This window comes from Roseomonas haemaphysalidis (assembly GCF_017355405.1).
GTDB lineage: Bacteria > Pseudomonadota > Alphaproteobacteria > Acetobacterales > Acetobacteraceae > Pseudoroseomonas > Pseudoroseomonas haemaphysalidis.
In genome coordinates this window covers 1442915-1464954 of the sequence record NZ_CP061177.1, presented here as the reverse complement: position 1 = coordinate 1464954, position 22040 = coordinate 1442915, and the positions used below count along the sequence as shown (strand labels likewise).

Annotated in this window: 21 protein-coding genes; 14 read left to right on the top strand and 7 right to left on the bottom strand. The window is 70.7% G+C overall.

The features are described from left to right. Positions 1-136: 136 nt before the first annotated feature. Positions 137-1438, bottom strand: coding sequence for a PQQ-dependent sugar dehydrogenase (locus tag IAI59_RS06730; protein WP_237180645.1), 1302 nt, complete (start codon positions 1436-1438; stop codon positions 137-139). Positions 1439-1759: 321 nt separating this feature from the next. Here IAI59_RS06730 and pqqA point away from each other — a divergent pair, with 321 nt between their 5' ends. The 5 genes from pqqA to pqqE are packed head-to-tail and all read left to right on the top strand — an operon-like array spanning position 1760 to position 4886. Beyond that, entirely contained in the window at positions 1760-1846 is an 87-nt protein-coding gene (gene pqqA, locus IAI59_RS23450; RefSeq protein ID WP_207417106.1) for a pyrroloquinoline quinone precursor peptide PqqA, read from the top strand. 28 nt (positions 1847-1874) lie between these two features. Beyond that, on the top strand, positions 1875-2801 hold the full coding sequence (gene pqqB / locus IAI59_RS06720; protein WP_207417027.1) for a pyrroloquinoline quinone biosynthesis protein PqqB: 927 nt from the start codon (positions 1875-1877) through the stop codon (positions 2799-2801). Next, positions 2798-3526, top strand: coding sequence for a pyrroloquinoline-quinone synthase PqqC (gene pqqC, locus IAI59_RS06715; protein WP_207417028.1), 729 nt, complete (start codon positions 2798-2800; stop codon positions 3524-3526). Before pqqB ends, pqqC begins: the two co-directional genes overlap by 4 nt. Positions 3527-3528: 2 nt before the next feature. Continuing rightward, positions 3529-3798, top strand: coding sequence for a pyrroloquinoline quinone biosynthesis peptide chaperone PqqD (gene pqqD / locus IAI59_RS06710; RefSeq protein WP_207417107.1), 270 nt, complete (start codon positions 3529-3531; stop codon positions 3796-3798). Next, a complete protein-coding gene (gene pqqE / locus IAI59_RS06705) occupies positions 3795-4886 on the top strand; it encodes a pyrroloquinoline quinone biosynthesis protein PqqE (RefSeq protein WP_207417029.1) in 1092 nt (363 codons plus the stop codon). Before pqqD ends, pqqE begins: the two co-directional genes overlap by 4 nt. Here the strand turns inward: pqqE and IAI59_RS06700 are convergent. Continuing rightward, the gene (locus tag IAI59_RS06700) at positions 4859-7717 is read right to left on the bottom strand and encodes a PAS domain-containing protein (protein WP_207417030.1); all 2859 of its coding nucleotides are present in this window, start codon (positions 7715-7717) and stop codon (positions 4859-4861) included. The two genes, pqqE and IAI59_RS06700, sit on opposite strands and share 28 nt — an antisense overlap. 334 nt (positions 7718-8051) lie before the next feature. Between IAI59_RS06700 and IAI59_RS06695 the strand changes: the two genes are divergently transcribed. The 5 genes from IAI59_RS06695 to IAI59_RS06675 all read left to right on the top strand — a co-directional run bounded on the left by IAI59_RS06695 (position 8052) and on the right by IAI59_RS06675 (position 12573). Beyond that, a complete protein-coding gene (locus tag IAI59_RS06695; RefSeq protein WP_207417032.1) occupies positions 8052-8723 on the top strand; it encodes an amino acid ABC transporter permease in 672 nt (223 codons plus the stop codon). Continuing rightward, entirely contained in the window at positions 8723-9373 is a 651-nt protein-coding gene (locus IAI59_RS06690) for an amino acid ABC transporter permease (RefSeq protein ID WP_207417033.1), read from the top strand. The genes IAI59_RS06695 and IAI59_RS06690 overlap by 1 nt, the downstream gene beginning before the upstream one ends. A 23-nt stretch (positions 9374-9396) precedes the next feature. Next, positions 9397-10212, top strand: a complete 816-nt coding sequence (locus IAI59_RS06685; protein WP_207417034.1) for a transporter substrate-binding domain-containing protein — start codon at positions 9397-9399, stop codon at positions 10210-10212. 11 nt (positions 10213-10223) lie between these two features. After that, positions 10224-11264: a Gfo/Idh/MocA family protein gene (locus IAI59_RS06680; RefSeq protein WP_237181205.1), complete on the top strand. Its 1041-nt coding sequence runs from the start codon at positions 10224-10226 to the stop codon at positions 11262-11264. Positions 11265-11382: 118 nt separating this feature from the next. Then, a complete protein-coding gene (locus tag IAI59_RS06675) occupies positions 11383-12573 on the top strand; it encodes an extracellular solute-binding protein (protein ID WP_207417035.1) in 1191 nt (396 codons plus the stop codon). 232 nt (positions 12574-12805) lie between these two features. Here IAI59_RS06675 and IAI59_RS06670 read toward each other — a convergent pair whose 3' ends face one another. From IAI59_RS06670 to IAI59_RS06650, 5 genes are all read right to left on the bottom strand, one after another. Next, on the bottom strand, positions 12806-13648 hold the full coding sequence (locus tag IAI59_RS06670) for an ABC transporter permease (protein WP_207417036.1): 843 nt from the start codon (positions 13646-13648) through the stop codon (positions 12806-12808). 12 nt (positions 13649-13660) lie between these two features. Continuing rightward, positions 13661-14554 (bottom strand): ABC transporter permease, encoded by an 894-nt coding sequence (locus tag IAI59_RS06665; RefSeq protein WP_207417037.1) that lies wholly within the window; start codon positions 14552-14554, stop codon positions 13661-13663. Beyond that, the gene (locus IAI59_RS06660; protein ID WP_207417038.1) at positions 14551-15633 is read right to left on the bottom strand and encodes an ABC transporter ATP-binding protein; all 1083 of its coding nucleotides are present in this window, start codon (positions 15631-15633) and stop codon (positions 14551-14553) included. Before IAI59_RS06660 ends, IAI59_RS06665 begins: the two co-directional genes overlap by 4 nt. A 19-nt stretch (positions 15634-15652) precedes the next feature. Then, positions 15653-16831 carry an extracellular solute-binding protein gene (locus IAI59_RS06655; RefSeq protein WP_207417040.1) on the bottom strand — a complete coding sequence of 393 codons (1179 nt, stop codon included), beginning with the start codon at positions 16829-16831 and terminating at the stop codon, positions 15653-15655. A gap of 194 nt (positions 16832-17025) precedes the next feature. After that, entirely contained in the window at positions 17026-17574 is a 549-nt protein-coding gene (locus IAI59_RS06650) for a cupin domain-containing protein (RefSeq protein WP_207417041.1), read from the bottom strand. A 159-nt stretch (positions 17575-17733) separates the two neighbouring features. On the opposite strand from IAI59_RS06650, the gene hisD reads away from it, so the two are divergent. From hisD to IAI59_RS06630, 4 genes are read left to right on the top strand one after another with little or no spacing between them, the layout of a single operon-like run. Beyond that, positions 17734-19020 (top strand): histidinol dehydrogenase, encoded by a 1287-nt coding sequence (hisD, locus tag IAI59_RS06645; protein ID WP_207417042.1) that lies wholly within the window; start codon positions 17734-17736, stop codon positions 19018-19020. 28 nt (positions 19021-19048) lie between these two features. Continuing rightward, entirely contained in the window at positions 19049-20368 is a 1320-nt protein-coding gene (locus IAI59_RS06640) for an LLM class flavin-dependent oxidoreductase (protein ID WP_207417043.1), read from the top strand. Beyond that, the gene (locus tag IAI59_RS06635; RefSeq protein WP_207417044.1) at positions 20368-21654 is read left to right on the top strand and encodes an NAD(P)/FAD-dependent oxidoreductase; all 1287 of its coding nucleotides are present in this window, start codon (positions 20368-20370) and stop codon (positions 21652-21654) included. Before IAI59_RS06640 ends, IAI59_RS06635 begins: the two co-directional genes overlap by 1 nt. Continuing rightward, positions 21651-22028: a Rid family hydrolase gene (locus tag IAI59_RS06630; protein WP_207417045.1), complete on the top strand. Its 378-nt coding sequence runs from the start codon at positions 21651-21653 to the stop codon at positions 22026-22028. The genes IAI59_RS06635 and IAI59_RS06630 overlap by 4 nt, the downstream gene beginning before the upstream one ends. Positions 22029-22040 lie beyond the last annotated feature (12 nt).

Sequence of the window (22040 nt, the reverse complement as noted above, 5' to 3'; positions counted from 1 at the left end):
TCTGCTCTGTTTTCTAGGATCGCTTCCGGCGCTCAATGACCGGCGGCGGTCCAGGCGAGCGTCCGCCACCGGACCATGAATCAGAAAAAAGATGGGGGTTTGGGGGAATTCATTCCCCCAACCTTCTCCCCCCTTCTCAGGCCGCCGTCACCCGCCAGATGACATCGCCCACGTCATCCGCCATCAGCACCGCGCCGTCCGGCCCCAGCGTCACGCCCACCGGGCGGCCGTAGGAGACCTTCTCGTCCGGCGCCAGAAAGCCGGACAGGATGTCGCGCGGCGGGCCGCAGGGCTTGCCATCGGCGAAGGGCACGAAGACCAGCTTGTAGCCGCTCAGCGTGCTGCGGTTCCACGAGCCGTGCTGGCCGATCGCCATGCCGGCCGGGAAGCCCGGCAGCGTGCCCTCCGGCAGCCAGCACAGGCCGAGCGAGGCGGTGTGGCCGCCCAGCGCGTAGTCCGGCGTGACGGAAGCCGCCACGGCGGCGGGGTCCTGCGGCACGCGGTCGTCCACCACCCGGTCCCAGTAGCTGTAGGGCCAGCCGTAGAAGCCGCCGTCCCGCACGGAGGTCAGGTAGTCGGGCGGCGTCTCGTCGCCCAGGCCGTCGCGCTCGTTCACCACGGTCCACAGCGCGCCGGTCTGCGGCTCCCAGGCCAGGCCCACGGCATTGCGCAGCCCGGACGCGAAGATGCGGCTTTGCCCGGTGGCCAGGTCCAGCACGTGGATGGCGGCGCGGCCTTCCTCCTCCGCCATGCCGTTGTCGGCGATGTTGGTCAGCGAGCCGACGCCGGCATAAAGCTGCTTGTTGTCCGGGCTGGGCAGCAGGCTTCGGGTCCAGTGGCCGCCGGGCTTGAAGTCCACCAGCTTGCGGCCGGGGGCGGTGATGCGCGTCGCGCCCTCCTCGTAGGGGAAGGCCACGATGCCGTCGGTGTTGCCGACAAAGAAGGTGCCGTCGATCAGCGCCATGCCGAAGGGCTGGTTCAGGTTTTCCAGGAACACCTCGCGGATCTCGGCCACGCCGTCGCCATCCGCGTCGCGCAGCAGGGTGATGCGGTTGGCGCTGACGCCCACGGCGGCGGCGCGCTTCATGGTGCTGATCTTGGCGTAGTCGAAGACGGACTTGGCGGCGCGCGGCACGCTGGTCGCCTCCGCCACCAGCACGTCCCCATTGGGCAGCACGTAGATCCAGCGCGGGTGCAGCAGGCCGGTGGCAAAGGCGTTGACCGCCAGCCCGGGCGCGGCGGTGGGCTTGTGCCCCGGCGCCCAGCCCTGGGCGGTGGGCATCTTCAGCGTCGGGATGGCGCCCTGGGACTTGCCGGGCGGGATGGCGGGGGTGCTGCCCCAGGCGGGCTCCGGCGTGCCGCCGGTCACCCGCCGCACGGCCACCGCCGCGGCGCCCACCACGGCCACGGCCTTGGCCACGACATTCGAAACGTCCAATGGTCTTCTCCCCCTGGTCGGCAACAGGGTAGGCACGGCTGGGGCGACGGCAGAAGGTCGGGGAAGGCAATTCCTCCGAACGCCCGGGCTTTTTTCTGTTTTGTTGCGGAACATCCGGTGGCCGGGTTTTGCCGGCATGAGGCCCGGGCAGCGGCGGCCCGCCCGCGCCACCAGCAGCAGAACAGCGAAAAGAACAGCATCAGGGGCTCTTTCGCCGGCCCTGCCGTCTTCCCCCGGTGAAACCCGCCCCCCGCTTCCCATCTTGCAGGAGTTGACGCCTCGCAGCACGCTGGGCGGGCGACCAACCCGAGGAGCAGCGCCATGACCTGGACCACCCCGACCGTGACCGAGATCGCCGTTTCGATGGAAGTCACCGCCTACGCTTCCGCCGAGATCCGCAAGGATTGAGACGGCGCTGCCCTGGCCCCGCCAGGCGATGCTGAAGCTGATCGTGCTGGGTGCCGGGGCCGGCGGCGGTTTTCCGCAGTGGAACTCCGCCGGTCCCGGCTGCCGCCGCGCGCGTGCCGGCGACCCGGCCGCCCTGCCCCGCACCCAATGCTCCCTGGCGGCCAGTGCCGATGGCGAACGATGGGTGCTGTTGAATGCGGCACCAGAGCTGCTGGCGCAGATCGCCGCCACGCCCGCGTTGCATCCGCGGGGCGATGCCGTGCGCCATTCGCCCATCGCCGCCGTGGTGTTGACCGGGGGCGAGGTCGATACCCTGGCCGGCCTGTTGTCGCTGCGCGAACGCCACGCCTTCGCGCTACACGGCGCCGTGCCCACGCTGGCGGTGCTGGACGCCAACCCGATCTTTCGCGCGCTGGACCCGGCGCTGGTGCCGCGCCGCGCGCTGCCCGTCGGCACCCCGCTGGCGCTGCGCGATGCCGCGGGAACCGCGCTGGGCCTGACGGTGGAGGCCTTTGCCGTGCCGGGCAAGGTGCCGTTGTTCCTGGAACGGGGCGAGGACCCCGGCCGCGCCGACGACGGCGAGACGATCGGCCTGTCGCTGCGCGCGGGGGACGGCCCGGCCGCCTTTTTCATCCCCGGCTGCGCGGCGCTGACGCCGGCGCTGCGCGAGCGGCTGCGCGGCGCCGCCCTGGTGTTCTTTGACGGCACGCTGTGGCGGGACGACGAAATGATCCGCGCCGGTGCCGGGCCCAAGACCGGCGCGCGCATGGGCCACATGAGCATCGACGGGCCGGACGGCACGCTGGCGGGCTTCGCCGGGCTGGGCGTGGCGCGGCCGGTGCTGGTCCACCTCAACAACACCAACCCCGTCCTGCTGGCCGACAGCCCGGAACGCGCGGCCGTCGTCGCCGCCGGCTGGACTGTGGCCGAGGACGGCATGGAGTTCACCGTTTGACCGAGTTGCTGACGCCCGAGGCCCTGCACGCGGCGCTGCGCGCCATTGGCGCCGAGCGCTACCACAACCTGCACCCGTTCCACCGCCTGCTGCATGACGGCAAGCTGTCCAAGGGACAGGTGCAGGCCTGGGCGCTGAACCGCTACTACTACCAGGCCAGCATTCCGGCCAAGGACGCCACGCTGCTGGCCCGGCTGCCCACCACCAAGCTGCGCCGCGAATGGCGCCGGCGGCTGGAGGACCACGACGGCGACGGCAGCAAGCCCGGCGGCGTGGAGCGCTGGCTGGTGCTGACGCGCGGGCTGGGGCTGGAAGACAGCTACGTCACGTCCCTGCAGGGCCTGCTGCCGGCCACGCGCTTCGCGGTGGATGCCTATGTGCATTTCGTGCGCGACCGGTCCGTGCTGGAAGCCGTCGCCTCGTCGCTGACCGAGATGTTCTCGCCGGCCATCATCTCCGAGCGCGTCAGCGGCATGCTGCGCGCCTATGATTTCGTGGATGCCGATACGCTGGCCTATTTCACCCCGCGCCTGACCCAGGCGCCGCAGGACGTGGACTTCGCCCTCGGCTACGTGGCGCGCGAAGCCCGCACGCGCGAGCAGCAGGAGCAGGTGCTGGCCGCGCTGCGCTTCAAGTGCGACCTGCTGTGGGCACAGCTGGACGCGCTGCACCACGCCTATGTCAGCCCCGCCCTGCCGCCCCCCGGCGCATTCCGGCCGGCGTGAGCATGGACGATGCCGCCATCCCCCGCTTCGCCCTGGGCATGAAGCTGCGCGAGGACCGCGCGCGCGGCCGCTGGGTGGTGATGGGACCGGAGCGGCTGTTCGTGCCGGACGCCGTGGCGCTGGAGGTGCTGCGGCTCGTGGACGGCAGCCGCAGCCTGGGCGCCATTGTTGACGACCTCGCCGCCCGCTTCAGCGCCCCGCGCGAGCGCATCGCCGCCGATGTCGCCGCGCTGCTGGACGACCTGCGGGCGCGCGGCGTGGTGAGCGCGTGATCCCGCCGCCGCCACCGATCGGCCTGCTGGCGGAGCTGACGCATCGCTGCCCGCTGCGCTGCCCCTACTGCTCCAACCCGCTGGAACTGTCGCGCGCCTCGGCCGAGCTGGACGCCGATACCTGGGGGCGCGTGTTCCATGAGGCGGCGGCGCTGGGCGTGCTGCAGCTCCACCTGTCGGGGGGCGAGCCCGCCGTGCGGCGCGACCTGGAAGCCATCACGGCGCATGCCGCCGCCGCCGGGCTGTACAGCAACCTGATCACCTCGGGCGTGATGCTGGACGGCGCGCGGCTGCGGGCCCTGGCCGCCGCCGGGCTGGACCACGTGCAGCTGTCCGTGCAGGACGCCGAGGCCACCTCGGCCGACCGCATCGGCGGGCTGCGCGGCGGCCACGAGCGCAAGCTGCGCTTCGCGGCCGAGGTGCGCGACGCCGGCCTGCCGCTGACGCTGAACGCCGTGGTGCACCGGCAGAACCTCGACCGGCTGGACCAGCTGATCGAGCTGGCCCTGCAGCTCGGCGCCGGGCGGCTGGAGGTGGCGCATGTGCAGTACTATGGCTGGGCGCTGCGCAACCGCGACGCCCTGCTGCCCACCCGCGCGCAGCTGGACGCCGCCACCGCCATGGTGGAGGCCGCGCGCGGCGCCCTGACGGGGCGGCTGGTGATCGACTACGTGGTGCCCGACTACTACGCCGCGCGGCCCAAGGCCTGCATGGGGGGCTGGGGGCGGTCGTTCCTGGCCGTCTCGCCCGCCGGCCGCGTGCTGCCCTGCCACGCCGCCGAAAGCCTGCCGGGCCTGCACTTCCCCAATGTGCGCGACCTGTCCCTGGCGGACATCTGGACGGGCTCGGACGCCTTCAACCGCTTTCGCGGCACGGACTGGATGCCCGAGCCCTGCCGCGGCTGCGACCGCCGGGAACAGGACTGGGGTGGCTGCCGCTGCCAGGCCTTTGCGCTGACCGGCAATGCGGGCCGCACCGACCCGGCCTGCGCCTTGTCGCCCGACCACCACCTGCTGGACCTCGCCGTGCGGGACGCGGCCGCGGCGACAACGGACTTCACCTACCGCGAGATGGGCCGCGCCGGCTGAGCCGCCCCGCCACCGGCGATCAGCGCCTTGATGCGGCTGGCCAGGGCCTGCATCGCGAAGGGCTTGGTCATGACGTGCATGCCGGGCTCGAGTTGTCCCTCGCCCAGCACCGCGGCCTCGGCGTAGCCGGTGATGAACAGCACCCGCAGCCCGGGGCGCAGCAGCCGCGCCGCGTCGGCCAGCTGGCGGCCGTTCATGCCGCCCGGCAGCCCGACGTCGGATACCAGCAGGTCCACCCGCGCGGGGGATTGCAGCAGCGCCAAGCCGGCGGCGCCGTCCGCCGCTTCCAACGCCGCGTAGCCCAACTCCTGCAGCACCTCGGCCACCAGCATGCGGACCGCCGGCTCGTCGTCTACCACCAGCACCGTCTCGCCCGTGTCGGCGCGCGGCGCGTCCGCCAGCTCGGGCCGCGGCGGCGGGCTGCCCGCCTCGCCCACATAGCGGGGCAGGCACAGGCACACCCGCGCACCCTCGCCCGGCCGCGAGCGGATGCGCACCTGGCCGCCGGACTGGCGCGCGAAGCCATAGATCATGCTCAGCCCCAGCCCGGTGCCCTGGCCGATCGGCTTGGTGGTGAAGAAGGGGTCGAAGGCTTTGGCGATCACGTCGGGCGCCATGCCCGCGCCCGTGTCCGCGACGCAGAGCGAGACATAAGGGCCGGGCGGCAGGTCGCGCTCCCGCGCCGCACGCTCGTCCAGCCACAGGTTGCCGGTTTCCACCGTGATCCGCCCGCCGCCCGGCATGGCGTCGCGCGCGTTGATGCACAGGTTGAGCAGGGCGTTCTCCAGCTGCCCCGGGTCCACCAGCGTGTTCCACAGATCATCCGCCGCCTGCAGCGACACGGCGATCTCCGGCCCCACCGTGCGCCGCACCAGCTCCTCCATGCCGCGCACCAGCCGGTTCACGTCGGTCGGGCGCGGGTCCAGCGTTTGCCGGCGGGAAAAGGCCAGCAGCCGGTGCGTCAGCGCCGCCGCCCGCGCCGCGCCGTTCTGCGCCGCCGCCACGAAGCGGTCCAGCTCGTCGAAGCGGCCCTGCGCGATGCGCGACTGCAGCAGCTCCAGGCTGCCGGTCACGGCGGTCAGCAGGTTGTTGAAGTCATGCGCCAGCCCGCCGGTGAGCTGGCCCACCGCCTCCATCTTCTGGCTTTGCCGCAGGGCTTCCTCGGACCGGCGCAGGGCCTCGGCGCGTTCCTTGTCCTGCTGGACGTCGCGGCCCACGGCGTTGATCAGCCCGTCGCCCGGCACCGCCGCCCAGGTGATCCAGCGGTACGTGCCGTTGCTGTGCCGGTAGCGGTTCTCGAACCGCCGCACCGTTTCGCCGCCGCGCAGCTGCGCCGCAGCGTCGAGCGTGCCTTGCAGGTCGTCGGGGTGCACCAGTTCCAGAAAGCTGCGCCCCACCAGCCCCGCCGTGGTCCAGCCCAGCACCGCTTCCCAGGCCGGGTTGACCGCCATGATGTGGCCGTCGAAGCCCGCCACCAGCATGATGTCGGTGGACAGGCGCCACATCCGGTCGCGGTCGCGGGTCCGTTCCTCCACCTGCGCTTCCAGCGAGGCGGTGAGGTCCAGCAGCGCCTCCTCCGCCCGGCGGCGTTCGGAGATGTCGTTGAACAGCACTGCCACGCGGTGGGCAGCCGGGTCGCCGATGCGCAGCGCCTGCACGTCGTACCAGCGGCCAAAGGCCCGGGCGGCATTCTCGAAGCGCCGTGGCTCGCCGGTCAGCGCCACGGCGCCGTAGGTGTCGAACCAGTGCCGCTCCAGCTCTGGCGCGAAGTCGCTGACCCAGCGCCCCGTCACGCCATGCTGCCCGGTCAGCCGCTCGAAGGCCGGGTTGGCCTCGACAATGCGGTAGTCCACCGCGCGCCCGGCCCCGTCGAAGCGTAATTCGATGATGCAGAACCCGGTTTCGATGGTTTCGAACAGGGTGCGGTAGCGCGCCTCGCTGTCCGCCAGCGCCGCCTCGCCCGCCTTGCGGGCCGTGACGTCGGAACCTTCCACGAACAATCCGGTGACCTGCCCCGCCTCGTCGCGGATGGGCTGGCACACGAAGTCGATGAAGCGTTCGTCTTCCGGCCCGCCCGGCACGGCCTGCACGGCGAAGCGCGCGCCGCTGGCCGCATGCGCCTCGCCGCTCCGGAACACCTGGTCCAGCAGCGCGACGTAGCCCTGCGCGGCGGCGTCCGGCAGCGCCTCGGCCACCGTCCGGCCCAGCACGGGGCGGTGGCCGATCAGTTGCATGTAGCTCTGGTTGGCCAGCTCGAACCGGTGCTCAGGGCCGCGCAGCAGCGCCATGAAGCCGGGCGCCTGGGCGAACATCTCCGTCAGCCGCTCGCTTTGCGCCCGCAATGTCAGGTTGCTGTCGTAGACGCTCTGGGCACGCTGGAAGATGCCGCTCTGCGCCGGCGACACCTGCAACGCCGAGGACAGTCCCGACTGCTCGATCGCCGCCTGCAGGTGTTGCAGCTCCGTCACGTCGATGGGGTGCTGCAACACGAATTCCACCGCGCCCGCCGCATCCAGCACCGGCGCGTGGGTGAGGCTCCAGTAGCGGTCCATGAAGCCGCCGCCTTCCGCCGCGGGGCGCGGAATGGCAAAGTGCAGCAGCGCCATGGTGTCGGGCTGCCCGGTGCGGATCACCCGCTCGCAGGAGGCGATCACCTGCCGCACCGTGTCCGGCTCGCCCGGAAAGGCGTCCCACGCCCAGCGCCCGACCAGGTCATCGAGGTCGCGCCGCACGGTGTCGAGATAGGCGCGGTTGGCATCCGCGATGTGCAGCCGGCGGTCCAGCAGCAGGTAGGGGTTCGGCGAGGCGTCGAACAGGCGGCGGTCGGTCACGCGGCGGCCCCCGGGCGCCGCCGGCGGGGCGGAACCGCCGCAGCGCCGGAGCGGGATGAGCTGACCGTCATGGAAGCCCCGCCAGAATGAAAGGCCGAACAAGCGATGCTGCGCTTCTCGCATCTGCGGACGACCGAGGCAAGGCGCCAGCATCCCGGGTCACTCCCCTGTCATTGCCCGGGCCTTGCACGGCGTGCCGATCCAGGCGAGCCTTTCCGCGCCGGTCGCGCCGGCGTCCAGGAACAAGCACAGGCCGGAACGGCCAGCCGGAAACGGCGGGGGAAGGATCGGGTCCCATGTCACAGTCGTCGCTGCGGGCCGGCAGCCCGGCGGCATGAACTATGTCTTCGAATTCTCCCAGGTCTTCGCGGCCTGGGACGAGCTGCTGGCCGGCGCGCTGCGCACCCTGTGGCTGTCGGCCGCCGCCATGGCGATCGGCATGGTGGTGGCGGTGCTGGGCGCGCTGGGCAAGACCGGCGGGCCGCGCCCGCTGCGCTGGGTGATCGATGCCTATATCGAGCTGATCCGCAACACGCCCTTCCTGATCCAGATCTTCGTGGTGTTCTTCGGCCTGCCCGCCATCGGCATCCGGCTGGAAGCCGACCAGGCCTCGCTGCTGGCGCTGGTGGTCAATGTCGGCGCCTATGGCATCGAGATCATCCGCGCCGGCATCGAGAGCATCGCCAAGGGCCAGATCGAGGCCGGGCGGGCGCTGGGGCTGAGCCGGCTGCAGATCTTCCGGCTGATCGTGCTGAAGCCCGCCGTGCAGGCGGTCTACCCGGCGCTGACCAGCCAGTTCATCCTGCTGATGCTGAATTCCTCCGTCTGCTCGGCCATCGCGGCCAGCGAGCTGACGGGGGCGGCCAACGACATCCAGGCCCGGAACTTCCGCTCCTTCGAGGTGTATTTCGTGGTGACCGGCATCTACTTCGCGCTGTCGCTGCTGTTCTGGGGCATCTTCGCCTGGATCGAGCGCGCCTTTCTGCGCCAGCCGGCGGTCCGCTGATGCGCACGCTCGGCTCCGGCGAGATCCTGTTCATCCTGGCGGCCATCCGCTGGACCCTGCTGCTGTCGGCGGCGGCCTTCGTGGGCGGCAGCATCGGCGGCATGCTGATCGCGCTGATGCGCAGCGGCCGCATCAAGCCGCTGCGCTGGGTCGCCTTCGGCTACATCAAGCTGTTTCAGGGCACGCCGCTGTTGATGCAGTTGTTCCTGGCGTTCTTCGTGCCCGGATTGTTCGGCTTCGATGTCGACCCCTGGGGCGCCGCGGCGCTGGGCCTGTCGCTGCACGCCAGCGCATTCCTGGGCGAGATCTGGCGCGGCGCCATCGAGACGGTGCCGCGCGGGCAATGGGAATCCTCGGCCGCCCTCGGCCTGCGCTACTGGTCGCAGATGCGGCTGGTGGTGCTGCCGCAGGCGGTGCCCATCGCCATCCCGCCCACCGTCGGCTTTCTGGTGCAGCTCATCAAGGGCACGTCGCTGGCTTCCATCATCGGCTTCGTGGAACTGACGCGCGCGGCGCAGGTGATCAACAACGCCGTGTTCCAGCCCTTCACCATCTTCGGCATCGTCGGCCTCGCCTATTTCGCCGTCTGCTGGCCGCTGTCGGCCTACAGCAAGCGGATGGAACGGCGGCTGGCGGCGGCCACCCGATAACCACAACGGAAGGAAACGCCATCATGAACGACATCCGCATCACCCGCCGCGCGACGCTCGCGGCCCTGGCGATGGCCGGCGGCGCGGCCCTGCTGGCGCGCCCCGCCCGCGCCGCCACGCCGGACGAGATCAAGAAGCGCGGCACGCTGTCGGTCGGCGTGCTGACCGACTATCCGCCCTTCGGCGGCATCGACGGCAACCAGCAGCCCGCCGGCTACGACGTGGACGTCGCCAACCTGATGGCCAAGGACCTGGGCGTCACGTTGCAACTGGTGCCGGTCACCGGCCCCAACCGCATCCCCTTCCTGCTGACCAACAAGGTGGACATGCTGATCGCGACCTTCGGCATCACGGAGGAGCGCGCCAAGCAGGTGCTGTTTTCCAACCCCTACAGCGCCTTCACCACCTACATCCTGGCGCCCAAGGCCACCAGCATCCGCGGGCCGGACGACCTCAAGGGCGTGCGCGTCGGCGTGGCGCGCGCCAGCACCCAGGACAGCGCGCTGATGGCCGTGGCGCCGCGCGAGATCCGCGTGATGCGCTTCGACGACGACGCCACCACCACGCAGTCCATCATCTCCGGCCAAGTGCAGGCGATCGGCGCCAGCTCCACCGTGCTGGCGCAGCTCACCGCCAACTACCCGAACCTGCAGATCGAGCCCAAGTTCACGCTGCGCGCCCAGGCCAACGGCATGGCCTTCCGCAAGCAGGACGAGGCGCTGCGCGACTACGCCAACAGCTTTATCGCCAAGCTGGTGGCGGATGGCGAGCTGGACCGCATCCACCAGCGCTGGTTCAAGGTGCCGATGGACCCGCTGCCGCCCATGCCGCAGTTCTGAGCGCGCGGCGCGTGACGGCCCCGCACCGCATCGGGCTGATCGGCCTCGGCATGGCCGTCACGCCGCATGCCCGCTCGCTGCTCGACCTTGCCGACCGCGTGGAGGTGGCGGGCGCCTTTGCCCGCAGCGCCGCGCGGCGCGAGGACTTCGCGCAGCGCTTTCCCTTTCCGCTGGCACACAGCCTGGACGCGATCCTCGGCGACCCGTCGGTGGATTGCGTGATGATCCTGACGCCGCCGGACACGCATCTCGACCTCGTCCGCCGCTGCGCCGCCGCCGGCAAGCATATCCTGCTGGAAAAGCCGCTGGAGGTGACGACGGAACGGGCCGAGCAACTGGTCGCCGCCTGCGCGGCCGCCGGCGTCACCCTCGGTCTGGTGCTGCAGCACCGCTTCCGCGCGGCGGCGCTGCGGTGCGCGGCCCTGCAACGCGAGGGGCGGATCGGCCCGCTCATCTCGGCCTCCGCCGGCATTCGCCTGTGGCGCCCGCAATCCTATTACGACCAGCCCGGCCGCGGCACCCTGGCGCGCGATGGCGGCGGCGTGCTGATCACCCAGGGCATCCACACGCTGGACCTGCTGCAAAGCCTGGCCGGCCCGGTGGCCGAGGTGACGGGCTACGCCACCACCAGCGCCGCGCACCGCATGGAAACCGAGGACCTGGCCTGCGCCGCGCTGCGCTTCGCCAGCGGCGCGCTGGGCACGCTGGAAGCCACCACCGCCGCCTTTCCCGGCTTTCCCGAGCGGATCGAGCTGTCTGGCACCCTTGCCACCGCCACGCTCAGCGGCGTGGACCTGCGCGTGTGCCACCAGGACGGCGAGATCACCGAGCTGCGCCCGGGCGGCAACGGCGGCACCGGCGCCGACCCCATGGATTTCCCGCATGACAACCACCGCGCCGTGCTGACCGACTTCCTGGACGCGCTGGACCACGGGCGCGCGCCGGCCGCCAGCGGGGCCGCCGCATTGCAGGTGCACCGGCTGGTCGATGCCCTGCTGGCCAGCGCGCGCAATGGCCGCCCCTGCCGCGTGGCGGGCGTGACCGCCGCATAAGTTGCTGCCGCGCCGGGGCGGAGTGCGGCATGCTCGTTGCGGGACCGGCGCGCCGCAGGGCGCGACCGGGCTCGCGTGGCCCTCCCGTCCGGCCGCGCTAAAAAGTAACGGAGGAAGCATGCCCAACCATTCCCTCGGCCGGCGCACGCTGCTGGGCGCCGCCGCCACGGCCGCCGCCCTGCGCCATGCCCACGCGCAATCGCCCGCCCTGCCCAGCGCGCCCATCGCGCTGTCCATCATGGATGTCGCCGGCGCGCTGCAGATCGACCGCCCGGCGATCGAGTTGTTCCGTCAGCAGAACCCGCGCCTGATCTCGCGCCTCAACATTCAGGTGGCGCCCTCGCCCGAGTTGGCGCCCAAGCTGCGGGCGCAGCAGGATGCCGGGCGGGTGGATATCGACTTCGTTTTGCTCGGCCTCGGGCCGCTGTCGGACGGCATCAACCAGAACCTTTGGACGCAGATGCTGCCCGCCTACTCCGACGTGCTGCCCGATCTCAATACGATCCTGATCCCCGGCGCCAAGATGCTGCAGGACAACTTCGGCCGCGGCTACGGCATCGAGGTGTCCTACACCCCCTCCGGCCCCTTGTTCGAATACATGCCCGCCCGCATGACCGACACCATCCGCACGCCGGCCGACCTGCTCGGCTGGGCGCGCGCCCATCCCAAGCGCTTTGTCTACGCCCGCCCCGCCAATTCCGGCCCGGGTTGGACCCTGCTGCAGGGCCTGCCCTACATCCTGGGCGACAAGGACCCCGCCGACCCGGTCAATGGCTGGGACAAGAGCTGGGACTTTCTGCACGCGCTGGGCGAGACCATCGACTACTACCCCACCGGCACCGCCGCCACGATGCGCGAGTTCGGCGAAGGCTCGCGCGACATCATCGCCACCGCCTGCGGCTGGGACATCAACCCCCGCGCCATCGGCATCGTGCCCAAGGAAGCCAAGGTCTTCATGCTGGACGGCACCCACTGGCTGCCGGACGCGCACTTCATGGCCGTGCCCAAGGGCGTCGCGCCGGAACGCGTGGCCGTCGCCGCCAAGCTGATGGCCTTTCTGCTGCAGCCGCCGCAGCAGGCGATGACCTACGACAAGGGCTACCTCTACCCCGGCCCGGTGATCGACGGCGCGCCGCTGTCCATGGCGCCGCAGGAAAGCCAGGACGTGATCCGCGAGTTCGGCCGGCCGGAATACGAGGGCTGGTTCCGCGACCGCCCCGTGGCGCCGCCGCTGACGCCGGACCGGCTGGTGGCCGCCTTCCGGCGGTGGGACGAGCAGATCGGGTCTAAGAAGCCGCGCGCGGGGTAGAAGAAGGAAAGGCCGGGGAAGGAATTCCCCGGACCCCTTCTTTTCTTTCTGCTTGTTGGCGCCTGTTGAAAGCGGGTGCCCGTTGCGGGTGCGCCGGAGGCCGATGGCCTCCGGCGACTGAGGGTTCAGCCCAAGTGACTTTTCAAGATTCACACATGCGCTGCCCTACCCACCAGCACCAACCCGGAGAAAAAAGATGGGGGTCTGGGGGAATTCCTTCCCCCAGCCTTCTTCAATGCGCCTGCTGTTGCTTGGCGCGCGACACGATCTGCGTCGGGCTGACGAAGCGCAGCGCGATCACCAGCCACACCAGCGTGGCCAGCATGTAGATCACCGCCATGGCGTCCACCGACTGCACCGCCCGCACGCCGGCGGCGAAGACCGAGTAGTAGAGCGCCACCACCAGGGTCTGGCTGGTCGGCCCCGCGGTCAGGAAGGTCAGCTCGAACATGGCGATGGTGCGGACCAGCACCAGCAGCAGCGCGGCCAGCACGCCGGGCAGCAGCAGGGGCGTCAGCACATGGATGAACAGCCGCATGGTGCCGGCGCCGAACACGCGGGCCGCGTCCTCGATGCGCGGGTCGATCTGCTCCACGAAGGGGATCATCACCAGAATCACGAAGGGCACGGTCGGCACCAGGTTGGCCAGGATCACGCCGGCCATCGTGCCGCCGAGCCCTGTCTGGTACAGCACCGTCGCCATCGGGATGCCGTAGGTGATGGGCGGCACCAGCAGCGGCAACAGGAACAGCAGCATCAGCACGCGCTTGCCGGGGAAGTTCCGCCGCGCCATGGCATAGGCCGCCGGCACGCCGAGCAGCCCGGACAGGATGACCACCGAGAAGGCGACCTGGAAGGTGACCAGCAGCACGTCGCTGAGCTGGAATTCCTCCCACGCGGCGGCGTACCAGCGGGTGGTGAAGCCCGATGGCAGCCAGGTGCCGAGCCAGCGCGTGCCGAAGGAGCTGACCACCACGGAGGCGATCAGCGCCAGCAGGTTGAGGACGAAGAAGCCGACGACCACCCAGAGGGCCGCGGCCCAGAGGCGGGTGGAGAGGCTGGGATTGCTGTGCATGACGGTGGTTCCTCAGCCTTTGCCGCCGCCGGCCGGGCCGCGGTAGAACAGCAGCCGCGACGCCAGCACCGCCACCACGACGGCGAGCTGCGTGAAGCCCATGATCATCGCGATCGCGGAGGCCAGCGAGTAGTCGTATTCCTCGAAGGCGGCCTGATAGGCCGCGATGGAGATCACCCTGGTTATTCGCGCGGGCTCGCCCACCAGCACGGCGGAGGGGAACACCGAATAGGCCTGCACGAAGCTGAGGCAGAAGGTGATGGCCAGCCCCGGCAGCAGCAGCGGCAGGAAGATGTGCCGGAAGCGCGAGCGCGGCCCGGCGCCCAGCGTCGCCGCCGCCTGTTCCAGCGAGTTGTCGATGCCCGTGACGTAGGACAGCGTCAGCAGGAAGGTGAAGGGAAAGCCCGTGATCAGCAGCGACAGGAACACGCCGATATAGCTGTTGGTCAGCTTCACCGGGCCGGAGGACAGGCCCAGCATCATGACGCTGCGGCTGAACCAGCCCTGGGCGCCGAAGTAGAACAGCATGCCCTCCGCCACCAGCACGGTGCCGAGCGTGATGGGCAGGATCAGGATGGTGGTCAGCAGCCGCTGGTTGCGCATTAGCCGCACCCGGAAGGCCACGGGAATGGCCAGCAGCAGGTTCAGCAGCGTCACCGGCACGGCCAGCCGCATGGTGGCCCAGATGGTGTCGTACAGGAACGGGTCGGAAAAGAACCGGGCGTAGTTGCCGAGCAGGCTGCCGTCCTTGGGCCGGAAGGACAGCCACAGCCCGTACAGGAAGGGGTAGAGAAACAGCGCCACGATCACCAGGGCCGCCGGCAGCACCAGCAGCGCCACCGGGTCCAGCCCGCGCGCGGCCAGGCGCAGGCGCAGCGGCGGGCGGTCGTCGATCACCGCGCTCACGCCGCTTCCCCCGCGAAGACCAGCGCGCGCTGCGGCTCCGCCGCCAGCCGCACCGTGGTGCCGATCTCCACCGCGTGGTCCGTGTGGAAGAACAGGTCCGTGCCGGAGGGCGTGGTGGCGATGCCGTGGAACTCGCGCCCGCGATACTCGATGGCCCGCACCGTGGCGGGCACGCCGGATGCATTCTCGTGCGTGGTGGTCATGTCGTCCGGCCGCACCGCGATCACGGCGGTGCCGCCCAGCGGCTCGCCCACCGCCCGGCTCAGCGTGCCGGTCAGCCGCCCGCCATCGCCCATGTCCAGCGTGACGAGGTTGCCGTCCCGCCCCGCCACGCGGCCGTGCAGCCGGTTGCGGTAGCCCATGAAGTCCGCGACATCGAGATGCGCGGGATGGGCGTAGAGCTGCTCCGGCGTGCCGACCTGGCGGATCTCGCCTTCGCGCATCACCACGATGCGGTCGGCCAGCGACAGCGCCTCCTCCTGGTCGTGGGTGACGTAGATGGTGGTGGAGCCGAGCCCCTCATGGATGCGGCGGATCTCGGCGCGCATCTCCAGCCGCAGCTTGGCGTCGAGGTTGCTCAGCGGCTCGTCCATCAGCACCAGCGGCGGCTCGATGACGATGGCGCGCGCGATGGCGACGCGCTGCTGCTGGCCGCCGGACAGCTGCCCGGGCAGCTTGTCCGCCTGCGCCTGCAGCCGCACGGTGGCCAGCGCCTCATCCACCCGCCGCGCGGCCTCGGCCTTGTTCACGCCCTGCATCATCAGCCCGAAGGCGACGTTGCGCCGCACGGTCATGTGCGGAAACAGCGCGTAGTTCTGGAACACCATGCCAAAACCGCGCTGTTCCGGCCGCAGGGTGTCGATGCGCTTGCTGTCCAGCCAGATGCTGCCGCCGGTCAGCGGCAGCAGCCCGGCCAGGCAGTTCAGCGCGGTGGACTTGCCGCAGCCCGAAGGGCCCAGCAGGGCGATGAACTCGCCCCGCCGGATGGTCAGGTCGATGCCCTTCAGCGCATTGAGGTTGCCGAAGCTGCGCCGCATGTTGTCGAGGCGCAGCTCGCGGAATTCCGCCGCGTTGGTCATGCCGGAATACCCTGTTCGCTCACCGGCCCCTCCGCGCGCCGATTTCCTCGTCCCAGCGGCGGAAGGCCTGCACCATCTTGTCGGCGTCGAGCGGCAGCTCGGTCGGCACGTCGGCGATCAGCTTCTCGTATTCCGGGCGGCCGTATTCGCGGATTGCGTCCTGGCTTTCCTTGGGCGCCATGTCCAGCGTCACGCCCTTCACGGCGGGGCCGGGGTAGAAGTAGCCCTCGTCATAGGTATAGGCCTGGCTTTCCTTGGTCAGCAGGAAGCTCGCGAGGTCGAGCAGCACGCGCATGCGCTCCTCCGACACGCCCTTGGGGATGACCAGGTAGTGCGCGTCCACCACCCAGCGGAAGTTGCGCAGGGTGCCGATCTTCGCTTCCTTCGGCACGATGCCCAGCACGCGCGGGTTGATGTCCCACCCCGTGGTGCTGATGATCATGTCCCGCGTGCCCTCGCCCAGCTCCTTCATCGTGACGCCGGTGCCGGTCGGGTAGGACTCGATCGACTGGCCCAGCTCCTTCAGGTAGCTCCAGGTCTTGTCCCAGCCGGCCATGGGGTCGGAGGGGTCCTTGTCGCCCAGAATATAGGGCAGGCCCATCAGCCAGGTGCGGCCGGGGCCGGAATTGGCCGGGCGGGCGTAGGAGAACTTGTTGGGGTTCTGCTTGGCCCAGGCCAGCAGTTCCTCGGCGCTGGCCGGCGGGGTGGCGACCTTGGCGGGCATGTATTCCAGCAGCGGGCCCGACGGGTAGTAGGACACCACCACGCCCTGCCCGCGCGCCAGGCCCTGCATGCGCCAGGCCGGGTCCAGGAAGATCTCCTGCAGGTTGGGCAGCGCCGCCGCGTGGGCGGTGGTCAGCTCGTTCCACAGCCCCTGCTGGATGCCGGCGGACAGCGCGTCGGTGCCGACGATCACCATGTCGATGTCGACCCGCCCGGCGTCCTGCTGCGCCTTGATCTTGCCCGGGACCTCGGGGGCCGGTGCCTTGGTGAAGACCATGCGGGACACGTTGCGCGGCTTGGCGCGGCGGTAGTTCTCGAAGGCCTTCTGCGTGAGCGCGAGGTTGCCCGCCGCGTCGACGATGTTGAGCACCAGCGGGCTGCGGGGGGCTTCCTGCGCCCGGGCGGTGCCCATGCCCGCGGCCAGCAGCAGCCCGGCGCCACCGCCCAGCACGCCACGACGTGAAGCGTTCTGCATCTTGTTCCCTCTTTCTTGGCCCCGGCGGTCCCCGCCGCCGGTGGATTGAGAGGGATGCTAATGACCCGCGCCGTCCGGCGCTACTGCTATAGCAGTCTGGGCCGCCTACGGGAAAAGGTCAGGACCCTGGGCTGATCCCCACGGCCGGCCGGGGGCCGGGCGCCGGAGCCTGTCCAGAATCCTGCACAGCCGGCTCAATAGGATGGCGGCGTCACGGCGCTGATGATCTCGCTCACCCCGTCCGACACGTTGCGGAAGCGGTGCGGCGAGCGGCTGTCGAAGTAATAGGCGTCGCCCTTGTTCAGCACGCGGGTACTGCCGTCCACCGTCACCTCCACCGCGCCGCGCACGACGATGCCCGCCTCTTCCGCCACGTGCGACAGCGCCGTTTCGGTGGCCGCGCCCGGGGCATAGCGCTCACACAACAGCAGCATGCGCCGGTTCGGATGGTTCATGCCGACAAGGCGGTAGGACACCCGGTCGGCACGGCCGATCTCCACCAGCTCCTCCGCGCCGTAGAAGGGGCTGTAGGGAACGCCGCTGTCCAGGTCGCCGAAAAAGGTGGACATGGTGGTGCCGAGCGCCGCCAGCAGCGCCGACAGCGTGTCCACCGATGGGCTCATGCGGTCGCGCTCGATCAGCGAGATCGCCGAATGCGACACGCCGGAACGCGCCGCCAGTTCGCGCATGCCCAGGCTCCGGCGGGCCCGCAGTTCCCGCAGCTTGCGTCCGATCTCCGGCATCGCCCACCCCCTTCCGTATGCGGCGGGCCGCCTGGCCGCCGCGACGCACAGTGTTGAGGATAATGAACCAACTCGCCCCGGGGACGCATGGATTTGTTGCGACCGCCCGGCCGATCCCGGATCATCGGCGCAACGGATAAGACCGAGGAAATACACGAGATGGTACTGAGCAGCGGTGTTCTGCCGGGGGTGAGCTTCGTCAAGTCCCCGGAACAGGAAGCATCGAGCGGCACCGCCGCGGTGCAGGACGCGGTGCGTGCCATCCTGGCCGATGTGCGCCAGCGCGGCGACGCCGCCGTCCGCGACTTCTCGCTGCGCTTCGACGGCACCGCCCCCGACCCGGCCGAGGTGACGATGGCCGAGCGCGAGGAAGCGGTGCGCAACCTCGACCCGCAAACCCGTGCCGACACCGAATTCGCCATCGAGCGCGTGCGGGCCTTCGCGGAAGCCCAGCGCGCCACCATGCTGCCGCTGGAGATGGAGGCGCTGCCCGGCCTGCATCTCGGCCACCGCGTCATCCCCATCGCCCGTGTCGGCGCCTATGTGCCCGGCGGCCGCTACCCGCTCTTGTCGGCGCCCATCATGACCATCGTGCCCGCGGTCGTCGCCGGCTGCGACGAGGTGATCGCCTGCCTGCCGCCCACCGCGCACCCGGCCATGATCGCCGGCTGCCACCTGTCCGGCGCGCACCGGGTGTTCCGCATCGGCGGCGCGCAGGCCATCGCCGCCATGGCCTTCGGCACGGAAACCATGCCGGCGGTCGACAAGATCGTCGGCCCCGGCAACGCCTATGTGAACGAGGCCAAGCGCCAGGTGTTCGGCCCCGTGGGCATCGACCAGCTCGCCGGTCCCAGCGAGATCTACGTGGTGGCGGACAGCACCGGCGATGCCGAGATGATCGCCACCGACCTGCTGGCCCAGGCGGAGCACGACGTGCACACCCGCGTCGGCCTGATCACCACCGATGCCGCGCTGGCGGAAGCGACGCTCGCCGCCGTCGAGCGGCAGCTCCAGGACCTGTCCACCGCCCCCGTGGCGGCGGTGGCCTGGCGCGACCGCGGCGAGATCGTGCTGTGCGACAGCGAAGCAACGATGCTGGCCTATTCCGACAGCATCGCCGCCGAGCATCTGCAGGTCCACACCGCCGACCCGCATGCGACGGCCGCCAAGCTGCGCAACTACGGCTCGCTGTTCATCGGCACCGAGGCCAGCGTGGTGTATTCCGACAAGTGCTGCGGCACCAACCACACGCTGCCGACCATGGGCGCGGGCCGCTACACCGGCGGGCTGTGGGTCGGCTCCTTCCTGAAGATCTGCACGCACCAGTGGCTGGACCGGCGCGGCGTGGCCGCCGTGGCGCCGCCCGCCGTGCGGCAAAGCGCCAGCGAGGGGCTGGAAGGCCACCGCCGCGCCGCCGCCCTGCGCCTGACCCGCAACGCCGCCTGACCCGCGCCGCAGAGGAGGCCGCCGCGCCATGATGCACCTGCTGGCCATTCCCAACATGATCGGCGCGCATCTGGGCGGCTGGCGGCACCCCACTGCCTATGACGCGCCGGTGATGAACCTGCAGCGCATGATCGAGTATGCGCAGCTGGCCGAGCGCGGGTTGCTGGACGGGCTGTTCCTGGCGGACGGCAATGGCATCCGTGACATGGACAAGCCCGCGCTGTTCGCCGCCAACTTCCCCTCCGCCCGCCCGGGCGTGTTTGACCCGGTGGTGCTGATGACAGCGCTGGCCGGGCACACCAGCCGCATCGGGCTGGTGTCCACCGCCACCACCACCTTTGACGAACCCTGGTTCGTCGCCCGCCGCTTCGCGTCGCTGGACCATGTCAGCGGCGGCCGTGCGGGCTGGAACGCCGTCACCGCCTCCAACGCCGGCGACGCGCTGAACTTCAGCCACGCCCAGCCGGTGGGACGGGAGGAGCGCTACGCACGCGCCGAGGAGTTCGTGCAAGTCGTGCGCGGGCTGTGGGACAGCTGGGCCGACGACGCCTTCGTGCAGGACAAGGCAAGCGGCCGCTTCCTGGACCCCGCCAAGGTGCGGGCGCTGGACCATGCCGGGAAGTTCTTCAAGGTCGCCGGCCCGCTCAACGTGCCGCGCACGCCGCAGGGCCACCCGGTCATCTTCACCGCCGGCCAGTCCCCCGCCGGCAAGGAACTGGCGGCGCGACACGCGGACGCGATGTTCGGCGCCGGCGATTCCAAGGAAACATGCCAGGCGGAATACGCCGACATCAAGGGCCGCATGGAGAAGTACGGCCGTCACCCGGACAGCCTGCGCTTCATCCCCGGCGTCACCGTCTTCGCCGGCCAAAGCAGCGCGGAAGCCGACGAACTGTACGAGGAGCTGAACGCGCTGATCCCGCCCGCGCTCGGCGTCGACTACCTGTCCAAGATCGTCACAAAGGACCTGTCCGGCCTGCCGCTGGATGGGCCGATGCCGGAGCTGGCGGACAGCGTGGTCGGCAGCAGCACCGTCCGCACCCTGGTGGTGAAGCAGATCCGCGCTGGCAACATGACGGTGCGGGACGCAGCCCGCATGGTGGTGCGCGACTTCGGCACCCCCGTGGTCAAGGGCAGTGCCACCGAGGTCGCCGACATGCTGGAGGACTGGTACCACGCCAGGGCCTGCGACGGCTTCGTGCTCACCTTCCCCGTCGTGCCGCTGGGCCTGCGGAACTTCGTGGAACTGGTGGTGCCGGAGCTGCAGCGGCGCGGGCTGTTCCGCCGCGAATACGCGGGCACCACGCTGCGCGACCACCTGCGCCTGCCGAAGCCGGAGCGCCGCTGATGCCCGCGACCTCCCCGCAGGCGGATTGCCTGGTCGTCGGCTCCGGCATCGCGGGCGTCTGCGCCGCGCTGTTCATCCAGAGGACCGGCGCGCGGGTGACGATCGTCGATCCGAACGCCCCCGGCACCGGCGCCTCCTTCGGCAATGCCGGCATCGTGGTCAACACCAAGACGCGGCCGGTCTTCGCGGGCCTCACCGCGCGCTCGCTGTTTTCTATGCTGCGGGACCCGGCCTCGCCGCTCAACGTCCGCTGGTCGCAATTCCTCGGCCTGTCGCCCTGGTTCATGCGGATGCTGTCCAACGCCAACCCGGCGGACGTGCAGCGCATCACCGCCGCGCTGTCCGTGCTGTGCCGCAGCGGCGAGCAGACCTATGCCTCGCTGTGGCAAGAGGCCGGCATGAGCGATTTGGTGCGCGCCCGCGGCTCGCTGGCGCTGAACCTGTCGGAAGCCGAGCGGGATCGCGACTGGGACGGCCCGCTGGCGGCCTACCGCGCTGCCGGCGTGCCAATGGAGAAGGTGGACGGCGCCCGGATGCGGGAGCTGGCGCCGGTCGGCCCGCGCTACGCGGCGGGGGTGTATTCGCCCGACTTCCAACACACCACCAGCCCGGAAGCCTTCGTGGCCCGACTGTTCGAAAGCTTCATCGCCCGGGGTGGCACGCAGATCCGCACCGAAGTGCAGGGCGTGGCGACCGAGGGCGGCCGCGTGTCCGGCCTGCACACCCGGACCGGCCTGGTGCCGGGCGGCAGCGTGGTGCTGGCCGCCGGCACCGGCACCGCGAAGCTGGCGGCAGCGATGGACGAGGCGGTGCCGCACCAGGCCGTCGGCGGCTACCACGTGATGCTGGGCCAGCCCGGGGTGACGCTGGAAACGCCGCTGCTGCCGCTCGACTTCCGCTTCGCCATCACGCCCATGCGCGATGGCATCCGCCTCGCCGGCACCTACGAGTTCGGCGGCGCCGCGACGGCGCCGGTGCGCTCCAAGATCGACGACATGCTGCGCCACATCACCGCCGTGCTGCCGGGGGTGAATGCCACGCCCTCCTCCACCTGGCGCGGCTTCCGCTCCTACTTGCCGGACGCCTTGCCGGTGATCAGCGATTCCCGCAAGACGCGCGGCCTGTACTACATGTTCGGCTTCTCCTCCTCCGGCATGATCAACGGCGCCGCCGCCGGGCGCGCGCTGTCGCAGCTCTGGCACGGCGATACGCCGGACATCGACATGGCGCCCTATGCCATCGACCGCTTCGGGCGGCGTTCCTCCAGCAAGGCGACCACCGCATGAGCATCCAGCACTTCCTGAAGTCGCCCGAGCGGTTCAAGGCGACCCCCGTGGTTTCCGCCGACGCCGCCATCATCAACGGCACCATCTACATGACCGTGATCCCGACCACGACGCTGGTCGGCCGCGGCACGGTGGTGGAGCAGGCGAAGGAAGTCTTCGCGCTGATCGAGGAGCGTCTGGCCCGCCACGGCTCGGACAAGCGCAAGATCGGCCACATCACCGTGTGGCTGGCGCATGTGCTGGACTTTCCCGCCTTCACCCAGGCCTGGAACGAATGGGCCGACCCGGAATGCCCGCCGGTGCGCGCCTGCTGCCAGGTGACCATGGCCAACAAGGACATCCGCGTCGAGATGATCGTCGTCGCATCCACCTGAAGGAGGAGACCG

Bases quoted from the DNA above. Each gene is read 5' to 3' on its own strand.
- pqqA (WP_207417106.1), top strand. From the start codon at position 1,760: ATGACCTGGACCACCCCGACCGTGACCGAGATCGCCGTTTCGATGGAA.
- pqqB (WP_207417027.1), top strand. From the start codon at position 1,875: ATGCTGAAGCTGATCGTGCTGGGTGCCGGGGCCGGCGGCGGTTTTCCG.
- pqqD (WP_207417107.1), top strand. From the start codon at position 3,529: ATGGACGATGCCGCCATCCCCCGCTTCGCCCTGGGCATGAAGCTGCGC.
- IAI59_RS06695 (WP_207417032.1), top strand. From the start codon at position 8,052: ATGAACTATGTCTTCGAATTCTCCCAGGTCTTCGCGGCCTGGGACGAG.
- IAI59_RS06690 (WP_207417033.1), top strand. From the start codon at position 8,723: ATGCGCACGCTCGGCTCCGGCGAGATCCTGTTCATCCTGGCGGCCATC.
- IAI59_RS06685 (WP_207417034.1), top strand. From the start codon at position 9,397: ATGAACGACATCCGCATCACCCGCCGCGCGACGCTCGCGGCCCTGGCG.
- IAI59_RS06675 (WP_207417035.1), top strand. From the start codon at position 11,383: ATGCCCAACCATTCCCTCGGCCGGCGCACGCTGCTGGGCGCCGCCGCC.
- IAI59_RS06670 (WP_207417036.1), bottom strand. From the start codon at position 13,648: ATGCACAGCAATCCCAGCCTCTCCACCCGCCTCTGGGCCGCGGCCCTC.
- IAI59_RS06660 (WP_207417038.1), bottom strand. From the start codon at position 15,633: ATGACCAACGCGGCGGAATTCCGCGAGCTGCGCCTCGACAACATGCGG.
- IAI59_RS06655 (WP_207417040.1), bottom strand. From the start codon at position 16,831: ATGCAGAACGCTTCACGTCGTGGCGTGCTGGGCGGTGGCGCCGGGCTG.
- IAI59_RS06650 (WP_207417041.1), bottom strand. From the start codon at position 17,574: ATGCCGGAGATCGGACGCAAGCTGCGGGAACTGCGGGCCCGCCGGAGC.
- hisD (WP_207417042.1), top strand. From the start codon at position 17,734: ATGGTACTGAGCAGCGGTGTTCTGCCGGGGGTGAGCTTCGTCAAGTCC.
- IAI59_RS06640 (WP_207417043.1), top strand. From the start codon at position 19,049: ATGATGCACCTGCTGGCCATTCCCAACATGATCGGCGCGCATCTGGGC.
- IAI59_RS06635 (WP_207417044.1), top strand. From the start codon at position 20,368: ATGCCCGCGACCTCCCCGCAGGCGGATTGCCTGGTCGTCGGCTCCGGC.
- IAI59_RS06630 (WP_207417045.1), top strand. From the start codon at position 21,651: ATGAGCATCCAGCACTTCCTGAAGTCGCCCGAGCGGTTCAAGGCGACC.